Here is a 20,849-nt window from a genome sequence, read left to right as displayed (position 1 = left end):
TGTACCTTGTGTCAGCGATTATACGTATAGAACAATTGAACCTGTATTATGAGAAACATCAGGCTCTTAAACATATTAATTTGGATATTAAAGAAAAAGCGATTACTGCTTTTATCGGCCCTTCTGGTTGTGGTAAATCCACATTGCTTCGTACATTGAATCGCATGAACGATATGATTCCAGGCACGCGTATTGAAGGTGTGGTGGAGATTAGCGGTTCTAATATTTACGGGGAAAATGTAGAAGTCGAAAATTTGCGTCAGCAAGTAGGTATGGTATTTCAACAACCGAATCCTTTTCCGAAGTCCATTTATGAAAATGTAGCTTATGGGCCACGTCTACATGGGGTCACTTCCAAAAAAGACCTCGATGAGATCGTAGAAACAAGCTTGCGTCAGTCTGCGTTATGGGAGGAAGTAAAAGACTATCTCAAACGCTCTGCACTTAGCTTATCCGGTGGACAACAGCAACGCCTGTGTATTGCGCGTGCATTAGCAGGTCAACCGGATATTCTACTTATGGATGAAGCCACTTCAGCTCTTGATCCAATCTCTACATTGAAGATTGAAGAATTAACGCGTGAGCTCAAAAAAGATTATACGATTGTGATGGTCACACACAATATGCATCAGGCAGCGCGTATTTCAGATCAGACTGCATTTTTCTTAAATGGAGAAATTGTGGAATCATCCGATACACCGGAGATGTTCTCCAACCCTACGGACTCTCGAACAGAAGATTATATTTCGGGAAGATTCGGCTAATACCTACACCAAGGAGGACTTGTTCATGCCCAACCGGAAAGAATTCGACCAAAGTCTAGGCGAGCTACGTCGCTTGCTCACTGCTATGGGAGATCATGTAGTTCATGCTTTGGAAGAAGCTGTACTATCACTGCAACACCTGAATATCGAACAGGCCAAAACGATTATCGGTAATGATTACAAGCTAAATGAATTAGAAGAAAAAGTAATGGAGATCGGTTCACGTCTGATCGTAACACAACAACCGGTAGCCAAAGATTTACGCCGTATTATTGTGGCTTTCAAAATCTCTAGCGATCTAGAGCGTATGGGTGATCTGGCACTAGATATTGCGAAAGTAACTTTGCGTCTACAAGATGCTACATTGATTCAACCGTTAGTAGATATTCCTCGTATGGCAGATATCGTTGGCATTATGACCAAAGAATCGATCCAATCGTATCTGGATGAAAATACAGATTTGGCGTATAAAGTAGGCGTAGATGATGATCAAGTAGACCATATGTATAGCGGAATGATTCGTGAACTGCATAACTATATGATTGATCATGCTGTAGACGGCCCACAAGTGATGTTGCTGAATCTGACAGGACGTTACATCGAGCGTATCGGTGATCATGCAACCAATATTGGTGAAAGTGTAGTATATCTGGTGACAGGTGTACGCCCTGATCTTAACCGTTAATACACACAATACGTAATAACATAGCGCAACTTACAAGCATCGGACATAAATCCGGTGCTTTTATTTTTTGATTAGAAGGGCTTGTGGTATCATAGAAAGAGCGAGTATTTCTCACAATCATCAACCAGCAGATGGTTCAATATATAGATGTTCTAACTACAGGAGGTTCTATGGAAAAGTTTCTTTTAATCGATGGGAATAGTATTATTTATCGTGCTTTTTTTGCGATGCAACAACCGATGACAACCAAAAGTGGACAGCATACGAATGCAGTCTATGGATTTACCAATATGTTAATTCGTTTGCTAGAAGAAGAAAAACCAACTCATGTGATGGTGGCTTTTGACGCAGGTAAAATCACGTTCCGTCATACCACTTATGGAGATTACAAAGGTGGACGTCAAAAAACACCACCAGAGCTATCCGAGCAATTTCCTTTACTGAAAGAATTATTAACCGGTCTTGGAATTACGTATTATGAATTAGATACGTATGAAGCCGATGATATTATCGGTACACTATCCCGTACGGCTGAAGAAAAAGGACGTAACGTACTGATTGTCAGCGGTGACAAAGATATGCTACAACTGGCTTCAGATCATGTCAAAATTGCGCTGACTCGTAAAGGGGTAAGCGATATTGAACCTTACGGCCCGGCAGAAATCGAAGAACGTTACGGTCTAACACCGGCTCAAATTATTGATCTCAAAGGATTGATGGGTGATACATCAGATAATATTCCAGGTATTCCAGGTGTCGGTGAAAAAACAGCCCTCAAATTATTACATCAATTTGGTAGTGTAGAAGAAGTATTAGCAAATACCGATCAACTCAAAGGCAAAATGAAAGAAAAAGTAGAAGCTCATGCCGACGATGCGCGGATGAGTAAAGAATTAGCTACGATTTTCCGCGAAGTGCCTTTTGAAGCGACATGGGAAAGTATGAAATATGATGGTTTTAATCCGGTAACATCAATTGTAGCTTTGCGTAAATTAGAATTTAATTCGATTATTCAGCGTCTCAATTTGTCTGATATTGATGGGGAAGATCTACATGATCCTGCTCAAGTAGAAGCTTCTGAACTAGAAGTAACAATTGTAGGCGAAGAACAACTTCCAGAACTGGAAAAAGTACTGAATACGGTCGAAGTGTTGCATATCGAAAGTCATGGAGATAATCCGCATCATGCTGAACTGGTCGGTATTGTATTGTCAGCGCCGGATCAGTATTACTTTATGACGCCTGAGACTTTGCTGAGTGAACGTGCAGCAGGTGTACGAGCATGGTTAGCCGATGAATCGATTCCGAAGCATGGACATGATCTACATCGCGCAGACCTTGTGTTGTACTGGAGTGATATTCCGTTTGCAGGGGCTTCTTTTGATGTACAGATTGCAGCGTACTTGCTTGATCCTACCGAATCGGGACAAAGCTTGAACGCACTTGGAGCCAAATACGGTCTACCTCATATGCCAGAAGACGAGACGGTTTTTGGTAAAGGGGCTAAATATAAAGTGCCTGAAGAAGATGTATTAAGTCATCATCTAGCACGCAAAACAGCAGCCATTCGTGAACTGGTTCCACTTCAACGTGAACAGTTAGAACAAAATGAAATGACCAGCTTATTTGATGATCTAGAAATGCCTTTATCTCGTATTTTGGCGGATATGGAGAAACAAGGGGTTGCTGTGAATACAGACGAATTGCGTGAGCTAGGCAAAGAGTTTGAACAAAAGATTAATCTGTTAGTCACTGAAATTCATGGTATGGCTGGCGTAGAATTCAATCTAAATTCACCGAAGCAACTAGGTGAGATTTTATTTGATCGTCTAGGTCTACCTGTAGAGAAGAAAACCAAAACAGGTTATTCTACCAGTGCCGATGTACTGGAAAAATTAGCACCTTATCATGATATTGTACAGTTGATTTTGGTGTATCGTCAGCTTGCCAAATTGCAATCGACATATGTCGAAGGATTGCTTAAAGAAGTGCATCCTAAATCAGGCAAAGTGCATACCTTTTTCCGTCAGACGATAACAGCAACAGGTCGCTTATCCAGTCAGTTCCCGAATCTGCAAAATATTCCGATTCGTCTGGAAGAAGGACGTAAATTACGTAAAGTATTTGTGCCATCTGAAAGTGGTTGGAGTATTTTATCATCCGATTATTCTCAGATCGAACTGCGCGTACTTGCTCATATGGCAGATGATCCAGGCTTGAAAGATGCCTTTTTGCATGACATGGATATTCATACCAAAACAGCTATGGATGTATTCGGCGTAACCAAAGAGCAAGTCGATGGCGATATGCGTCGTTCTGCCAAAGCGGTTAACTTCGGGATTGTCTATGGAATCAGCGATTATGGATTATCTCAAAATCTAGGCATTACCCGTAAAGAAGCAGGCGACTTTATTAATCAATATCTCGAAGTATTCAAAGGCGTAAGCCGTTATATGGATGATATCGTGATCGAAGCGAAAAAAGATGGCTTTGTAAAAACGATGTTAGAACGTCGTCGTTATCTACCGGATATCAACTCGTCTAACTTCAATCTGCGCTCTTTTGCGAATCGTACAGCGATGAATACACCGATTCAAGGAACAGCCGCAGATATTATCAAATTAGCGATGGTGCATATGGATCAAGCACTCAAAGACCATAAGCTAAATAGTCGTATGCTACTTCAAGTACATGATGAATTGGTATTTGAAGTACCTGCAGATGAATTGGAACAAATGAAGACTTTAGTGCCAGAAGTTATGGAAAAAGCATTGTCTTTATCTGTTCCTCTCAAAGCTGAAGTTAGCTATGGTGCGAACTGGTACGAAGCGAAGTAAATAGTCTATAATTAGAGTGCAAGTAAGCGCAAGGAATGCTTGGAGGCGGAATGGTGATTCGTTCTGTCCACAAAGATATTGCTTACGGTCGCTTCGCTTGTATCGGATCATTTTTTGACTTCATTCCGATTTGGACTTTTGATATAAGTGATTTTGATAATTGATTGTCTTTTAATGCTTACTATAGTCATGCGGTGTTATAACTCTAAAACTTATAAATTTATTATGTTAAAGGTTAGGTGAAAGGTTATGCCGGAATTGCCGGAAGTAGAAACAGTTAGACGCACGTTAAACACCTTGGTTGCCGGCAAAACGATTGATCATGTTACGGTATCTTTACCACGTATTGTTCAATTGCCAGACGATCATAAGCAGTTTGAGATTGAGCTTCAAGGGCATACGATTGAGAAAGTAGAGCGTCGCGGAAAGTTTTTGCGGATCGTGATGGATCATTTAGTGTTGGTTTCTCATTTACGGATGGAAGGACGCTATGGTGTCTATACTAAGGATGAGCCTGTAGAGAAGCATACTCATGTTATTTTTCATTTTACAGATGGTACAGAACTTCGCTATAAAGATGTACGTCAATTTGGAACGATGCATTTGTTCAAAAAAGATGAAGATCTACAGTCGAAGCCACTGATGCATCTAGGGCTTGAACCGCTTGCACCGGAATTTACAGCAGAGCAATTTATCCATATGATGAGCAAGCGTCGTACGATGATTAAGCCTGTATTGCTCAATCAGAAGTATGTAGTAGGGATCGGAAATATTTATGTCGATGAAGCATTGTTCCGTTCAGGGATTCATCCAGAGCAGATAGCCAATACATTGTCAGCAGAGCAATTGACCCGTCTGCATGAAGCAATCGTATCGACACTTGCAGATGCGGTAGAAGCAGGTGGTTCTTCGATCAAGTCGTATGTGAATGGACAAGGCGAGATGGGAATGTTCCAGCATAGTCTACGTATTTACGGTCGTAAAGCAGAACCTTGTTATGAATGTGGAACACTTGTCGAGAAGACGGTTGTCGGCGGAAGAGGAACACACTTTTGTCCGGTGTGTCAGCCGCTACCTACTCGTCAGAAACATTGAGGTGATATCATGAATATCGGGTTAACCGGAGGAATCGCCACAGGTAAAAGTTCTGTCTCTGCTTGGTTGTCAGCCAGAGGAGCCAAGCTCATTGATGCTGATCTGATTGCGCGGGAAGTCATGATGCCGCATCATCCGGTGCTTGCTCAGGTGGTACAACGTTTTGGCGCAGATATGTTGCAAGCAGACGGAACACTGGATCGCAAAAAGTTAGGGGAACATATTTTTACCCATCCAGAAGAACGGAAGTCACTTGAAGATATTACACATCCTGCGATTCGCGAGCTGATCCAGACACGTACGGTAGAATTAGAACAACAGTATCCTGATACTCTGGTTGTAGCAGATATTCCACTGTTGCTCGAAGCCAAAGGAGTCTACACATTTGATCAGATTATGGTTGTATACGTTCCTCAATCTGTTCAATTACAACGCTTGATCTCACGCGATGGACTTACTGAAGAACAAGCCTGGAAACGAATTAACGCTCAGATGGATATTGAGCATAAGAAAAAAGTAGCTGACATTGTAATTGATAATAGCGGTACCCTTGAGGACACGTATACTCAATTGGAACAGTTCTGGCAGAGTAAAGGTCTTTCATGAAGAAATTGATTCGCAAACGATTTCTGTTACCGCTATTCGTACTTGTTGTGATTGTGATTTTTTTCAATAGTCGCTGGCTAGGTTGGATTTATCCGATTGAGTATAAAGAAGAGATTCGTGCGCATGCTTCTGCTTATGAAGTCGATCCTTTTCTAGTCGCTTCTATTATTCGAGTAGAGACTAACTTTAAGCCCAGCATGGAGTCCAAAAAAGGCGCACTAGGCATCATGCAACTGATGCCTAACACGGCTCAATGGATTATGGAGCAAGCACATTTAGATAATATGTCACTGGAAACGGTCAAGCACGAGATTGATCCAAATATTCAGATTGGTACATGGTATCTTAGACAGCTTAATCGTCAGTTCGGAGGCAACAAAATCGCGGTAATTGCCGCCTACAATGCAGGCCCTGGTAATGTAAAATCATGGCTAAGTTCCGGCAAATGGGATGGTACTCTAGAAGATGTGAAAGATATTCCTTTTGGCGAAACGAGACATTATGTCCAACGTGTATTATATTATTATAAGCAGTATACTGAATTATACGATGCCTTTTAGATCGAACAAGCACTATGTTGGATTCTGTAACTCATATTTACTCATATCCTGAATATATATGCATGAACTTAACTGAAATGATGTCCGAATGAACGGTTGGCGAGAAAGGAAGTGACGTGAGCAATGAAATGTCCATATTGCAGTCACAATGGAACCAAGGTGCTGGATTCCCGTCCAGCCAATGACAATAAATCGATTCGTCGTCGACGTGAATGTGAAAGTTGCAATCGCCGGTTTACGACGTTCGAGATGGTCGAAGAAACACCACTGATTGTGATTAAAAAAGATGGAAGTCGGGAAGAATTTAGTCGCGACAAAATTCTGCGCGGTCTGATTCGTGCTTGTGAGAAACGTCCGGTGTCAGTAGATCAACTGGATATGATCGTTTCTGAAGTGGAAAAAAGTCTACATACTACAGCGATGGCAGAAGTAGAAAGTCGTGCTGTAGGCGAGTTAGTGATGGAACAGTTGTACCCTGTCGATGAAGTAGCCTATGTGCGTTTTGCTTCGGTCTATCGTCAATTTAAAGATATTAATATGTTTATGAAAGAACTCAAAGGTCTACTGTCCAAAGAAGACGAGAGCGATAGCTCAAATAGCTAATTCCAGTGAGATAACCTGAATAGGGCTAATCAAAGTATGCTAGTCTATGTATATTTCAAAAAAGAGCACTTCTACATGTATAAGTAGAGCGCTCTTTTTTGGTATTTCTGTTCTGCTATCGATCGCAATTTTGCAGATGATAATCGTTATAGGGGAGTGATTTATTATTTATAGTTGCTCAACAATAACATTAACATCGAATCAATAATGTAGATCAATGATGCGCTTTAAAATACTTCCGAACTTCTTCTACAAAAAGTTGTTGTATCCCACTGTTATATTTGATGTGCCGGGGTTGCAAAATGCCAATCTGCAAATAGTGATCCAGAGCTGGAAAAGGTAAACGCGTATACTCAGCATCTACATGCAAAGAAGAAGGTACAATCCCGATCCCATTCAATCGTTCAGCATACAGCGGAATCAAAGAAAGTTGATTGATCGTATAAAATAATGGCTCTTGTTCATACACTCTAAAAGCTTTTTCGACCTCAAAACGATACTTGCATGATGATTGTCCAATAATCAACAGATGCGACAACAATTCATCGATAGTTACTGTTTGAGTGTTAGCTAATGGATGATCAGCCGGTATAACCAATGATACAGATTCTTGTTCCAAAGGTTCAAATACAAAATGATGAGACGACTCTGAATCTGAGCATAGTGCTAACGTGATTTTCTCCTCTTGTAGACATTCTTCTAAAAAAGCTGAATTACCGACTGTAATCTCGCAAGTGATTTTAGGTTTATATTTCCGAAATTCATATAGAATAGCGGGCAAATGACGATCTGCCCATGTCTCTGTTACACCAATGTGTAAAGTCCCTATTTCTTCTTCATTTAATTGTTTTGCAATATCTCCGACATAACGCCAGTGATGAATTAATAGATCCACTTGTTCTGCAAATCGTTGCCCGGCAGGCGTCAACGTCGCTTCCCAATTACGATAAAACAAAGTCAATCCTAACTCTTTTTCCAAACGCTTAATCTGGTTAGTAATCGTTGATTGTGCATAATTCAGCTTTTCAGCGGCTTTGGAAAAAGTCCCTTCACGCATCACCGTCTGAAAAGCAATCAATTCTGTCAAATCCATCGCACACATCCTTCTCCTATCTTGGTCTGGATTCTTTATCGGTAAAACGAATAGACTCTATGATTATTATCTATTATATAAATAAAGAAGATACAGATACAATAATGATATTCCCGAAAGGTAGTGTTATTATCAACCAATTGAAGTATATGGAGGGTCAAACGATATGCCATTTACAAGAGTCAGTTATATGGAGAATCAGTATAATGCAGATCAGTTACAACAGATTAGTGAGGTTATTTTATCGGCTTTAATCGATTGTTGTGATGTACCGGAGAATGATTGTTTTCAAGTCTTTCATAGCCATCAACCCGAACAGTTTGTATATGATCGACACTATTTACAAGGAGATCGTTCAGATCAATTACTATATATTCAGATTACATTAAAGTCTGGTCGAGGAGTGGTGAAAAAGAAAAAGCTTTATCTACAATTAGCAACAGAATTAGCACAACAAGTCGGTATTCGGATTGAAGATGTATTTATTATGTTAATCGAGACAGAGTTTGAAGATTGGTCATTTGGAAGTGGATTAGCACAGATGGTTAAGGAGAACAGTTGAATGGATAAGCAGACATTAGGTATATCAAATATCCAAGTATCCAAAGTAGGTCTGGGAACGATGGCATTTGGAAGATGGATCGATGCTTCCACTTCAAGGCGCATTGTAGGTCAAAGTCTTGAGATTGGCATTAACTTTGTAGATACGGCTAATTTTTATGGCAAAAGGCAAGATATCGATCATATTGGAGATGGGCTAGGAGAACAGATCATTGGAGAAATTCTTAAAGGGAAACGAGATCAGATTATCCTTGCGACCAAAGTAGGGATGCGTATGAGTGAGGGCAAGATGGGGGAAGGATTATCGCGCCACCATATTATGCAAGAGATCGACCGTTCTTTACAACGACTACAGACCGATTATATTGATCTCTATCAAGTTCATGAATTCGATCCGCATACGCCACTTGAAGAAACGTTATCTATATTACACGAGTTAGTGCAACAGGGTAAAGTTAGAGCGATTGGTTGTTCCAACTTTGCTGTAGATCAGCTACGTGCTGCTTACGATATCAGTAACTATCATCACCAGACACCTTTTACTTCTATTCAATCACAGTTTAATTTGCTTGCGCGTTCGGTAGAGCACAATGTATTTCCGTATTGTGATCAAGTGAATATCGGCAAGATTATTTACAGTCCATTAGCAAGAGGGATATTAGCAGGACGTTATAGCTCTATTGAAGATATTCCTGTAGAAAGTCGCTTGGCGAAAGGAGAAGCGCGCATTAAGCACTATTTTACTAACGAGAATTTCAACAAAGTCGATAAGTACCGCCAGATAGCAGAAGAAGTCGGATGTACATTGGTGCAATTGATACTCTGGTGGACATTAGAGCATCCGCAAGTAAATTCTATGCTAATCGGAGCCAGTCGTACAGCACATATAGATGAAATTGAAAAAGTAATCCAATTTGGGAAAATGCCTGTATCGTTATGGAATCAAATATCATCGATAGATAAAATACCGAATATAGAAGAATAGAACAGGATAATAAAATGGAAATATAAAAAAGCCTATCCCGCAATCGACGAGACAAGCTTAGTAAACAATAGGTATGCGGTCAAGAGGACTCGAACCTCCACGGGGGTAAGCCCACACGGACCTGAACCGTGCGCGTCTGCCAATTCCGCCATGACCGCGAATATGTAACTTCCACATGTTCATGATGGTTATCTAAGAAGTTAATGTGGGAGTAGTGAATAAATCACCGTAATTACGATTATATCGGATTTGAAAAGTGAATACAAGTTTTTTTGCTTGTTCTGTTAACACAATTAGCACACAACAAAAAAACAACGATGAATTATATAAGCTGTTCCCTATATCAATCAAAAGGGACGCACATTCATCGTTGTTTTTTACATAGACAAGCTTTTTATAAATTGATTATTTAGAAGATAGACTAGATTAAGATGTACCCTGTACTTTTTTCAAAATCGTTTCTAATACATACGTTTTGGCAGGAGGCGTATTATTGAAAAAGGCAGGATCTACAATATAAACATGCCCATTTTGTACTGCTGTTAATTGATTCCATGCAGCACCATCTGCTGTAGCTGTTATGCGTTTGGTCAATGCTTCTGGTGTATCATTTTTGACCCCTGTAGAGATAAACAGGTAATCAGGATTGATACTTTGCAATTGTGCAACGGTGGCTGGAGCAGACACCGTATCTGTTGGCAAAGTTGCTGGAGCTTTGAGCGCCATATCCTGATACATCACTTCACCGACACCATTTTTAGCATTGTTGTATAATGTCATACCGTCTTTGGTGATCGAAGCCGCGGCTACTGTAGATGTTCCGATAATCGGCGTTAGTTTCGATTTGCTGGCATTGGTCGCTTGTTGGAATGCATTTAGGAACTGCTTCACTGCGGTTTCTTTATCAACGATCGTACCATAGTTATATAGCTCACTACGCCAGTCATTGGTTTGTGCAATATAGATCGTAGGTGCAATTTTGGACAATTCATCGTATACAGCACGATCGCTATTGTTCGTAAAGATCAGATCAGGTTTTTGCCCTTTCAGTGCAGATAGATTGATATCTGTACCTTCGCTTTCGATCAATGAAATGTTGTTCTTTTCTTCATCTGTCATATAGATCGGAAAAGGATTACTTTCTGTCGGCTTCGGAGCCAGAGACACATTCACATCAATCGCATTCAGATAATCTAGCGCATACTGGCTAGTGACCGCAATACGCTTCGGAGAAACAGGAATACTAACCGTTCCAAAAGAATCATTGATGGGCATCGTTTTGATTCCGTTTGGATTGAAAATATCGGCACGCGTTTCTTTAGGCTGTCCGCAAGCCGTCAAAAAAACCAACATTAGGAGTAATCCCAATCCTGCTTTGGCATAAGTGGTATTAAATTTCAATGCTTTCGCCTCTTTTCTGAGTACTATACTTCATTATACCAATACACACAGAACCAAAGTCAACGCTTCCGCCCAACTGTCACCCGCTTGTCACAGACTGTGAGGATAGAGGTGTGAATTGAGGTTGTAGGGAGGGCAGAAAGAGGGGTAAAAGGATGTTTCTTGACGAGGTACAGGTGAATGTGATAAATTAATATAGTTGTTGCTTTACATATCTATAACTTCATACACATGGGGCCTTAGCTCAGCTGGGAGAGCGCATCGCTGGCAGCGATGAGGTCAGGGGTTCGATCCCCCTAGGCTCCATAAAATAAAAGTCCGCTAGACACTTTTCGTGTTTAGCGGACTTTTTGCGTATAATAGACTCATCCCAATACATATCACTTATAGGAGGTTCCAATCTATGTCTTACCAACAACTCACTTATAACATTGACAGCAACGGCACCATCTACGACAACGACTCGATTGAAGCATCTGTCATTTCCGATATCGTTCTCAATTTCCAGACAGGTATCTATGACTATATCATTATCACACCGAGTCAGCCCATCGAACACAGTATCTACATACAAGCCGCTTCAGAGCAACATGGAGGAGAAGGGATGGTGATTGAGATTCGATTGGTACCTGAAGGCGACAAATCGGCTTTTCAACATTATGCGTACCACACATCCAATCATCAAGAAATCATCCAAATTCTTTTAAATTACTGGGGTGAGCAGAAATTACCCTATCTCATCAATTGGCATAATATTACTAACGAATTTTGAAAATTTATATTAAGGAAACAAATATACTAGCAAATTTTATTATTCAGGAGGATGATTTCATGTCTAACTTTTACAATAATAAAGATTTGATTTTTCTTAAAAATAAAGAATTGTTAAATGAGACTAAAAAAAATAGTTCTATACAAGAATCGATGTCTGTTCCTCTTATTCAACTTCAAAAAAATTTAGGTAACCGTGAGTTGGTAAGCAATTAAAACGACTAAATAAAACTATGTCTTTTAATACGAATAAAAATGCTATTGGGAATATGAATATTATACAAAGATTAGAATCAGACGCTGTTCAATATCTTAAAAATCATAATTTTAATAGTATAATACCTGAAAATCTTAAATCTTTTATTGAACTGCTCAATACTTTAGGCGATGAGCATGAGTACTATTATGATTTGAAAGAAGAATTACTAAAAGATATGAGTATTGTAGATAATTATTTTATTCAAAGTCAACTTAAAGAGGAAAGTATAGAAACTATCATGATTAATGATTTTAATGAGGAATCAAATGATTCTGCTTATGAGAGTTCTTTACTAGCAAATAGTGTGAAAATTAAGAAAAGAAAAATAAATAAAAATGTTGGAAAGTATTTAATAAATAAAAAATTTTATACTGAAGATATGCACAAAACTAAAAAAGGTCCAATGAAAAAAAGATCTAAAAAATATGGTGGAATTTATATAGAAATGGAGATAATCAAACATAGTGTATTAGGCGAAGTTGAACGACCAGTTAGTGTTATAGGATATGTAGAACCTACATCAACTACAGGAAGAGTCACTGCTCCAGAACCTTCATCTGGTCTTCAAGTTGGTATAAAATGGAAGGAGGTTGGAGAAAGAAATAATACAGGAATAGTAGATGCACAAAAAGGGCATATTATGGCTTTAGAATTAGGTGGTCCTGATGTTCCACGTAATATTGTACCGCAATGGGCGAATTGGCAGGGAAACGGTGTATGGCGTGAAGCAGAAAAAGAAGCTTTGAAAAGAGCAAAATCTGCTTTTGAAAATCATAATAAGTTATGGTTTGAAGCATCCGTTTTGTATAAGCCTGTAAAAAATTTAAGGATTGCTTCTCATAAAAGTATTGCTTTTCCTACTGGATTTAAAATGAAAGTTCAGGAAAGAGATATGAACAATAAAGAAGTATCTCCTTTCGAAATTTTGTTTGATGATCAGCAGGTACAAAATCATACAGACGAAATGATAGCAGAACGCGCTATGATAAAAATTGATAATCTAGATTCAGAAAGTGATAGTGATGAGGAATAAATAATGTAAGCGTATACTTTTTCTCTTGCCAAATGAATCAAACGATGGTATTGTTGCTTTAGGGATTGTTACTGCAAAGGCAAAACCCAGTACATGTAGATAGCTCTGACATGTGTTGGGTTTTGCCTTTTTGCGTATAATATCTCTATCTAGAGTAGTCAATATCGCTTTATAGTAAGCGCTTACTATTCAGTGATAAAGCAAGCTCAGGATACTACTGACACTCAAAAGAATAGAAGTAGGATTGTTACTGGTCATGCAGGCAAAACCTAATCAGATCGTATTGTATATACGCGGTCTAGTTAGGTTTTGCCTTTTTTCGTACCTCAATGTCAAAGGAGCGATAGAACATGAAATATGAACAATTAGCCAAAGATATTATCCACAATATTGGTGGTCGGGACAATGTGAATAGTCTGACACACTGTATCACACGATTACGTTTTAAATTAAAAGATGAAAGCAAAGCCAATACCGATGTACTTAAAAATATGGATGGCGTTGTGACTGTTATTCAAAGTGGTGGGCAATATCAGGTGGTTATTGGGAATCATGTACCTGATGTATACGCTGAAGTGAGTACTATTGGAGGCTTCCAAGCAGATACGGGGCAAGATACATCCAGTGATGAAAAGGTAAGCTTATTTAATCGCTTTATTGATATGATCTCCGGCGTATTTACTCCGATTCTAGGTGTGCTGTGCGCAACAGGGATGATCAAAGGATTTACCGCATTACTGCTTGCTTTACATGTATTAACGAAAGAGTCAGGAACGTACCAAATTCTTAACGCTTTAGGTGATTGTTTATTTTACTTCTTCCCGATCTTTCTTGGTTATACGGCTGCGAAAAAATTCAATGCCAACATATTTATTGGGATGGCTATTGGTGCAACGTTAGTTTACCCGACGCTTAGTGGCTTAACTGCTGGTGATCCATTGTACACCTTATTTGCAGGTACATTATTTGAATCACCGATCCATATTACGTTTTTAGGGATTCCTGTCATTTTGATGACCTATTCGTCTAGTGTTATTCCAATTATTTTAGCAACGTATGTAGGATCGAAGTTAGAAGTATTTTTCAAAAAAATCATTCCAAGTGTTGTTCGCACCTTCTTAGTTCCATTCTGTACATTGCTTGTTATTGTGCCGTTAACGCTACTTATTATTGGACCTATCGCTACATGGGCAGGGCAGTTACTAGGTGCAGGTACACTATTTGTCTACAATTTAAGCCCGATTATTGAAGGTATGTTGATCGGTGCATTCTGGCAAGTATTTGTTATTTTCGGCTTACACTGGGGTCTTGTTCCGATTGTAATTAATAACTTAACCGTTATGAAATTCGATCCAGTACTTGCAGGGATGTTCGGTGCTTCTTTTGCACAGACCGGTGTTGTACTAGCGATCCTACTCAAAACGAAAAATGTCAAACTCAAATCGCTTTCGATTCCTGCATTTATCTCAGGTATCTTCGGTGTAACCGAGCCGGCAATCTATGGAATCACGCTTCCTCGTAAAAAACCATTTATTATCAGTTGTATAGCGGCTGCGGTAGGTGGAGGTATTATTGGTCTTGCAGGTACCAAAGCTTATATTCTAGGTGGATTAGGGATTTTCGGGATTCCAAGTTATATCGGACCAAATGGTATCGATGCTGGATTTTATGGAATGTTGATTGGTATTGGAGTCAGTTTTGTTCTTGGTTTTGCTATTATGTATGCTATGTTCCAAGACGACAAAGAGACTGCTAAAGTCACAGAATCACAAGCACCCAAAACAACGATCAAAATCGCGCAAGAAACGATTGCAAGTCCATTACAAGGAACCATTCTTCCACTTAGTGCGGTAGAAGACGAAGCATTTTCTTCCGGTGCGCTTGGTAAAGGAATAGCGATTGAACCGTCTGAAGGTAAAGTATATTCACCTGTTGATGGGGTACTAACTTCGATGCTTTCTTCAGGGCATGCACTTGGCATTACCAGTGATCATGGTGTCGATATTTTGATCCATGTCGGTCAGGATACAGTGAAGTTAAAAGGCAAACATTTCACACCTAAAGTCAAACAAGGCGATATCGTAACCAAAGGACAATTATTGATGGAGTTCGATATTGAAGCGATCAAAGCCGCTGGATATATTGTGACTACGCCTGTGATTATTTCCAATACAGCTAATTTTCAAGATGTGGTACAGACTGACAAGCAAGCGATTCATTTCAAAGAAGATTTGATTACTGTTTTGATCTAATCCAGATGTAAAGTAATTGTTGAATACGTCTACAATCTCTAGCTAATCCAAATAACGTTCACTGATATTCAAGTTCCAGGTGTCTAACAGCTTCTAGCTCAATAGACACTTGGAACGATACTAATAACTATCTACGAGGAGGAATAGATGATGAGTACAGTACAACCTACATTTCCAAACGGATTTCTATGGGGAGGAGCGACAGCGGCGAATCAATTAGAAGGCGGATATGATCAAGGAGGCAAAGGGTTAAGTACATCCGATATGCTGACCGCAGGCACACATACCACTTCTCGTCGTATCACAACCGAATTAGATCCTACTTTGAACTATCCAAGCCATGAAGCGATAGATTACTATCATCGTTATAAAGAAGATATTGCTCTGTTTGGCGAAATGGGATTTAAAGTATTCCGAATGTCGATCGCATGGTCGCGTATTTTTCCGAATGGCGATGATCTTGAACCAAGTGAAGAAGGATTGCAATTCTACGATCAAGTCTTTGCCGAGTTGAAAAAGTATCATATCGAACCACTGGTCACGATATCGCACTATGAAGCACCATTTGCTCTGGCGCAAAAATATAACGGTTGGTCAGATCGTCGTCTGGTAGAGTTCTACACCCGTTATTGTGAGACTCTGTTTACAAGGTATAAAGATACAGTAAAATACTGGCTCACTTTTAATGAAATTAATATTTTGACGCTACCCTTTGGAACATTTCTTGCTGGAGCGATGATTCCAGAAGGCAACGGCGAATTAGTCGATACTTCACAGGATGACCCGCAAGCAAGATATCAAGCGCTTCATCATCAATTTGTCGCTAGTGCCAAAGCTGTTAAGTTAGGGCATCAGATCAATCCTGATTTCAAAATTGGTTGTATGATCGCTTATATGTGTTCTTATCCGCTGACTTCCAATCCAGAAGATGTGATTTTGGCGCAACAGAAAGATAATTTAACCAATTTCTTGTGTTCAGATGTACAAGTTAGAGGAGCTTATCCGGGCTTTGCTAAGCGTTATTTTGCAGATCATAATATTACACTAACAATAGAACCAGAAGATGAGCAGACTTTGAAAGAAGGCTGTGTAGATTATTATACATTTAGCTATTATTCTTCGACCTGTGTAAGTGCTGATCCTGATCAAGAGCAAATAGGCGGTAATCTATCGATGGGTCTCAAAAATCCGTATCTCAAAGCAAGCGATTGGGGATGGCAGATCGATCCACAAGGATTGCGCTGGTCGCTGAACAACATTTATAACCGTTACCAGATTCCTTTAATGCTTGTGGAAAATGGTCTGGGTGCTGTCGATGAAGTACAAGCAGACGGAAGTATTCATGACGATTATCGGATAGAGTATTTGAAGCAACATGTAATTGCGATGCAAGAAGCTCTAGCAGATGGAGTTGACCTGATCGGTTACACACCCTGGGGTTGTATCGACCTTGTCAGTGCGGGTACAGGCGAGATGAAGAAACGGTATGGATTTATCTATGTGGATAAAGACAACGAAGGTAAAGGTACACTGGATCGCTCGCGTAAAGATAGCTTTTTCTGGTATCAGAAAGTGATAGAGAGTAATGGAACTGTATTGGAATAGATATCTTTGAATAAATAATTGTCAAAATACAATAAAAAGTCTGCTGTACTCCTTGAGAGGGGTTAAGCAGACTTTTTATTTTCATATGAAATAGAAGTGCTAAGATGTAGTAGTTATAAAATACTGAATAACAACAAATGATAAAAAGGACAAAATTATCCAAGCTAAATCATCAAATTAAAATACAGATACTATCTTTCTAGCCCTACAAGTTGAATCTAACACCGTTAGGTGATATCATAAACAAAATAAGAAAAATAACAAGTGAACAAAAATTTTAAAGTGTTAGATAAGAGGGATGTAATGACTAAAAAAATAGCAGTAAGTGAAGCTAGAGTATTAGAAGCATCGTGGGAATTATTATCTCAAGATGGATTGGAAAAGTTCAGTATGCGTAAATTGGCTGATCTGATCGGGATTCAAGCGCCTTCGATTTACTGGTATTTTAAAAGTAAACAATTATTGTTTCAAGCGATGGCGAATCAGGTCGCAAAAGAAATTATGCTTACGATTCATCCGCATGGGGAGTGGAAAGAACAATTGCATCATTATGCAGGAACGATGCGAGAACAGTTACGAATCTATCCATGCTCTGCTCAATTACTGATGAGAACGTTACCTTTAGAAAGCGATTATTTGCAGTTACTTGATCAATTTTTACAACCGATCGAATCCCTTCCACTTACAGATAAAGAAAAGTTAAATTATGTTTTATGTATTATTAACTATGTACTATGTCATGAATTGGATGAATATGAACGTCAGCAAGTGGCGGTAGGTATTGGTGTTGAAGATGAACAGTTATTAGAAGATTGGGCAATCCAAGCATTTGACCAGATTCCGCAAGAAAAGGTCAGTATTATTCGCCGGATGTATATCAATGGTTTATTTGGAGAAGTAGGCACCGATGAGATGTTTGAATCCGGGTTAGATATTTTGTTACGTGGTATTGAGCAAAAGGTGATTGCTAATTTATAAGCTATCGATTAGATCAACATAGACGTATATTCTTTAAGCCAAATAACATAATAATCCCTGTATCCACAACCTCAGCAGGCAATAGTATACAGGGATTATTGATGTTCTTATCGTAAACGAAAAGATATAGAAATACACAAACAATCACCGTTACGTCGTTACTTTGGCAAATACGATAAAAAAGACCATCAATTCAGCTAACACCACATGCGGTGATACCATTACCAACCAATCAAAAGCGAATAATATCCCCAGTGTAAGTACAAGCCCGATGATCACTTTAAATCGTGGTTTGAAATTGTGGTAGCGATAGCGGTGGAATACAATCATCACTGCCAAAAAGTAAATCAATACAGAGGCAAACGTAAAGATAAGAATAAATAGATAAGACAATTGCTCCAAAAATAGTAATTGAATCGAAGCCGCAATCATACTGAGTGAAAAGTAAATAAATAGATGTCCATACATAATTGTTTGCCCGGCTGTTTGTTTTTCTTTATCTACATGCTTTTCGACATTTTCAAAATACTGCCACCAGATTGCAATAATCAATACAAAAGCCATCGCTGCAAACAGGATAGATGAAGGTGTAAATTGATCCGATTGCAATACAGACAACATACTAATCACTGATTCACCTAGCAAAATCAATGTAAATAAAGCAAATCGTTCTAACAAATGAGCAGTATGAATCGGTGTTTTAACTAGATTTCGGCGACCGATCAAAGGCACGAGAATATCGACAGCTATTCCTGCATAGAGAATAAGGTAACGAATCCATGTATCGAAAAACAAAGAACAGCATGAAATAATAAGCCCTAGCCAAAAATAGGTTCCAAAAAAACGAGCTGTTTCTTGGCGGTGATGCTTTTCTTGAGCGGCAGTGATCATATACTGAATAACCATCAATGCTCTAAGCCCGATATAGCCCACCAGAAAAGGTATGTAATTTGAATCAAAATCGATATTGAGACTGGCTGTCATAATCAGTACAAAAAATAACTGCACAATCATAAATATTCGATCTTTGGTATTGTCTTTGCCAAAGCGATTATTATATACACTTTGTCCAACCCATGCCCACCAGATCGGAATAAAAATAAGTATAAACTTGCCTAGCTGTTCGAGTGAAATGCCACCATGTTCTACATGAAGTAATACATGGGTCGCTTTGGAAACAGCGGCTACGAATAGCAGATCATAAAATAACTCTAGCCAGGTCACTTTTTTTTCTGACATATAGTGCCCCCTTGGTGATCAATCTTATTTCCATATCTATTGTATAGAATTGGAAGAAAAGTGTCAGCTTATTATTTTAATTTCAAAGTAATGCAATAACGTCTATCTTTAAAAGCACAAACTAAAAGTCCGCTATCTGGAATAAGCGATAGCGGACTGTGTACACGAACTTATTTAATTTCATCATAACAGGTAGAAGATGATATTTGTGTGCAGATCGTATTCTTATTTAGAAGTGTTCGACTTTTCCGATTCTCCTGCTTCGCGACCACTATGCTGGATAGAATCAGGAATAAATAGATTACGACCAGGCAGTTTGTTTTCCCACATAATAGAATTGTATAGGCGCTCTGGATCGATCAGTGGCGAACCTCCATTAATACGTGGAATCGTCATAAGATCAGTATCACGAGTAACCAATCCCAATTCAGTGGTAAAAGCATAACGGATACCTACATTTTGAGCTACTTTCTCTACTTCTGGTGTATGCAACCCGTAAGGATATGCAAATGTATTGATCACATGAGGCGTAAGCGGACGAAGTGCTTCTACACAACGTCTAAGATCATTTTCGATACGTGCAAGATAATGTTCATGAGTCTCGGTTACTCCATCTTTCACCAGCGGGGCTGTAAGGGCATCGGTAGTATCGCTTGTTTTGTAATGCAATTTATCGGTGTGTGCTTGCACTTCCATATTTGGATCAGAGCTGGTCATATTTTGGATTTCGGCTTTGGTCATATGAGGAGTGGCTACAAGAGCGCCTTTACTGAAATCTCCTGTGATGACAAAGCTTACCCCGGGAATATGACGTTCTTTCATAATCGGATAAGCCGTTGTATAAAAGTTCTCATATCCATCGTCAAAAGTAACCAGTACTGCATTATCCGGTACTTTGCCACCTTCCATAAACAGACGGAATTGTTCAAGAGAAATAAAATTCATGTCTTTAGAACGCAAATAATCCAATTGAGCAGCAAAAAGAGCAGGCGTAATAATATCGCCCCCTTGCTTAATAGGATCGATATCATGGTACATCAGTACAGCGACTTTATTTTGATAATAATCTTTTCTAACAATCGAAGCAAATTGTTCTACAGGTGGAAGTTGGTCTGAGGATAACGGTGGATTCACTGTTGCTGTAGAAGTTCCCTGAATAGAATCTCCTAAGCGATCTGCTTGTGCAGTGGTGAATGATGAGAATAAATGTCGATCAGAATACACTGCCATCACAATAAGCGCAATCGCTAGAGTTGTCACCAGACCAGCAATAACATAAACCGACGTTTTGAATACTTTCATACATAGATCATCCTTTATTAGAAAGTGAGAGGCATCAATAGACATAATATCGGAAAATAAAGAGTGGGATATAACATATATATTGGAAAAAAATCATTTAACTCATATTTAGTGTATAAGATGCGTTTTGTAGCATTATATCGTACACTAAAAGAAGTGATCTGATGTTCACATAATAGTACCATCTCTATATCGTTACAACATGCCATAATGGGGATAT

General features: G+C 39.1%; 20 protein-coding genes and 2 tRNA genes. 17 read left to right on the top strand and 5 right to left on the bottom strand.

Features of this window, described 5'->3' with window-relative positions; translation table 11 throughout:
* The first annotated feature begins 8 nt into the window (after positions 1 to 8).
* The 8 genes from pstB (at position 9) to nrdR (ending at position 7,150) form a co-directional block, all read left to right on the top strand.
* The gene (gene pstB / locus ACFSGI_RS14585; protein WP_204824823.1) at positions 9 to 764 is read left to right on the top strand and encodes a phosphate ABC transporter ATP-binding protein PstB; all 756 of its coding nucleotides are present in this window, start codon (positions 9 to 11) and stop codon (positions 762 to 764) included.
* Between the two features lie 25 nt (positions 765 to 789).
* Entirely contained in the window at positions 790 to 1,449 is a 660-nt protein-coding gene (phoU, locus tag ACFSGI_RS14580) for a phosphate signaling complex protein PhoU (RefSeq protein WP_204824822.1), read from the top strand.
* A gap of 170 nt (positions 1,450 to 1,619) precedes the next feature.
* Entirely contained in the window at positions 1,620 to 4,286 is a 2,667-nt protein-coding gene (polA, locus tag ACFSGI_RS14575; RefSeq protein WP_204824821.1) for a DNA polymerase I, read from the top strand.
* 35 nt (positions 4,287 to 4,321) lie between these two features.
* On the top strand, positions 4,322 to 4,450 hold the full coding sequence (locus ACFSGI_RS14570) for a hypothetical protein (protein WP_379283517.1): 129 nt from the start codon (positions 4,322 to 4,324) through the stop codon (positions 4,448 to 4,450).
* A gap of 85 nt (positions 4,451 to 4,535) precedes the next feature.
* A complete protein-coding gene (gene mutM, locus ACFSGI_RS14565) occupies positions 4,536 to 5,381 on the top strand; it encodes a DNA-formamidopyrimidine glycosylase (protein ID WP_204824820.1) in 846 nt (281 codons plus the stop codon).
* A 9-nt stretch (positions 5,382 to 5,390) separates the two neighbouring features.
* Positions 5,391 to 5,987, top strand: coding sequence for a dephospho-CoA kinase (gene coaE, locus ACFSGI_RS14560; RefSeq protein ID WP_204824819.1), 597 nt, complete (start codon positions 5,391 to 5,393; stop codon positions 5,985 to 5,987).
* Positions 5,984 to 6,547, top strand: coding sequence for a lytic transglycosylase domain-containing protein (locus tag ACFSGI_RS14555; RefSeq protein ID WP_204824818.1), 564 nt, complete (start codon positions 5,984 to 5,986; stop codon positions 6,545 to 6,547). Before coaE ends, ACFSGI_RS14555 begins: the two co-directional genes overlap by 4 nt.
* A 123-nt stretch (positions 6,548 to 6,670) precedes the next feature.
* On the top strand, positions 6,671 to 7,150 hold the full coding sequence (nrdR, locus tag ACFSGI_RS14550; protein WP_204824817.1) for a transcriptional regulator NrdR: 480 nt from the start codon (positions 6,671 to 6,673) through the stop codon (positions 7,148 to 7,150).
* Between the two features lie 214 nt (positions 7,151 to 7,364).
* Here the strand turns inward: nrdR and ACFSGI_RS14545 are convergent, their stop codons facing one another.
* Positions 7,365 to 8,243 carry a LysR family transcriptional regulator gene (locus ACFSGI_RS14545; RefSeq protein WP_204824816.1) on the bottom strand — a complete coding sequence of 293 codons (879 nt, stop codon included), beginning with the start codon at positions 8,241 to 8,243 and terminating at the stop codon, positions 7,365 to 7,367.
* Between the two features lie 166 nt (positions 8,244 to 8,409).
* Between ACFSGI_RS14545 and ACFSGI_RS14540 the strand changes: the two genes are divergently transcribed.
* Positions 8,410 to 8,805, top strand: coding sequence for a tautomerase family protein (locus ACFSGI_RS14540; protein ID WP_204824815.1), 396 nt, complete (start codon positions 8,410 to 8,412; stop codon positions 8,803 to 8,805).
* Positions 8,806 to 9,789, top strand: coding sequence for an aldo/keto reductase (locus tag ACFSGI_RS14535; protein WP_204824814.1), 984 nt, complete (start codon positions 8,806 to 8,808; stop codon positions 9,787 to 9,789). It begins immediately after the preceding gene.
* Between the two features lie 74 nt (positions 9,790 to 9,863).
* Here the strand turns inward: ACFSGI_RS14535 and ACFSGI_RS14530 are convergent.
* A tRNA-Leu gene (locus ACFSGI_RS14530) sits at positions 9,864 to 9,947 on the bottom strand.
* Between the two features lie 268 nt (positions 9,948 to 10,215).
* Positions 10,216 to 11,190, bottom strand: coding sequence for an ABC transporter substrate-binding protein (locus ACFSGI_RS14525; protein WP_204824813.1), 975 nt, complete (start codon positions 11,188 to 11,190; stop codon positions 10,216 to 10,218).
* 233 nt (positions 11,191 to 11,423) lie between these two features.
* Between ACFSGI_RS14525 and ACFSGI_RS14520 the strand changes: the two genes are divergently transcribed.
* The 7 genes from ACFSGI_RS14520 to ACFSGI_RS14490 all read left to right on the top strand — a co-directional run bounded on the left by ACFSGI_RS14520 (position 11,424) and on the right by ACFSGI_RS14490 (position 18,088).
* A tRNA-Ala gene (locus ACFSGI_RS14520) sits at positions 11,424 to 11,496 on the top strand.
* 97 nt (positions 11,497 to 11,593) lie between these two features.
* Complete coding sequence (locus tag ACFSGI_RS14515; protein ID WP_204824812.1) at positions 11,594 to 11,962, top strand: hypothetical protein; 369 nt, start codon at positions 11,594 to 11,596, stop codon at positions 11,960 to 11,962.
* A gap of 59 nt (positions 11,963 to 12,021) precedes the next feature.
* Positions 12,022 to 12,177: a hypothetical protein gene (locus ACFSGI_RS14510; protein WP_204824811.1), complete on the top strand. Its 156-nt coding sequence runs from the start codon at positions 12,022 to 12,024 to the stop codon at positions 12,175 to 12,177.
* 17 nt (positions 12,178 to 12,194) lie between these two features.
* Positions 12,195 to 13,253 carry a hypothetical protein gene (locus tag ACFSGI_RS14505; protein ID WP_379283511.1) on the top strand — a complete coding sequence of 353 codons (1,059 nt, stop codon included), beginning with the start codon at positions 12,195 to 12,197 and terminating at the stop codon, positions 13,251 to 13,253.
* A gap of 350 nt (positions 13,254 to 13,603) precedes the next feature.
* Positions 13,604 to 15,505 carry a beta-glucoside-specific PTS transporter subunit IIABC gene (locus ACFSGI_RS14500; RefSeq protein ID WP_204824809.1) on the top strand — a complete coding sequence of 634 codons (1,902 nt, stop codon included), beginning with the start codon at positions 13,604 to 13,606 and terminating at the stop codon, positions 15,503 to 15,505.
* A 150-nt stretch (positions 15,506 to 15,655) separates the two neighbouring features.
* Entirely contained in the window at positions 15,656 to 17,110 is a 1,455-nt protein-coding gene (locus tag ACFSGI_RS14495; RefSeq protein ID WP_204824808.1) for a glycoside hydrolase family 1 protein, read from the top strand.
* 303 nt (positions 17,111 to 17,413) lie between these two features.
* Positions 17,414 to 18,088 (top strand): TetR/AcrR family transcriptional regulator, encoded by a 675-nt coding sequence (locus ACFSGI_RS14490; protein WP_204824807.1) that lies wholly within the window; start codon positions 17,414 to 17,416, stop codon positions 18,086 to 18,088.
* A 150-nt stretch (positions 18,089 to 18,238) separates the two neighbouring features.
* Here the strand turns inward: ACFSGI_RS14490 and ACFSGI_RS14485 are convergent, their stop codons facing one another.
* Both ACFSGI_RS14485 and ACFSGI_RS14480 read right to left on the bottom strand, forming a co-directional pair.
* Positions 18,239 to 19,327, bottom strand: coding sequence for a low temperature requirement protein A (locus ACFSGI_RS14485; RefSeq protein WP_204824806.1), 1,089 nt, complete (start codon positions 19,325 to 19,327; stop codon positions 18,239 to 18,241).
* Positions 19,328 to 19,552: 225 nt separating this feature from the next.
* A complete protein-coding gene (locus tag ACFSGI_RS14480; protein ID WP_204824805.1) occupies positions 19,553 to 20,629 on the bottom strand; it encodes a polysaccharide deacetylase family protein in 1,077 nt (358 codons plus the stop codon).
* Between the last annotated feature and the right edge of the window lie 220 nt (positions 20,630 to 20,849).

The organism is Paenibacillus nicotianae, assembly GCF_042681745.1.
GTDB classification, from domain to species: Bacteria; Bacillota; Bacilli; order Paenibacillales; family Paenibacillaceae; genus Saccharibacillus; species Saccharibacillus nicotianae.
The sequence above is the reverse complement of the archived record's forward strand: the minus strand, read 5'-3'. Positions and strand labels throughout refer to the sequence as shown.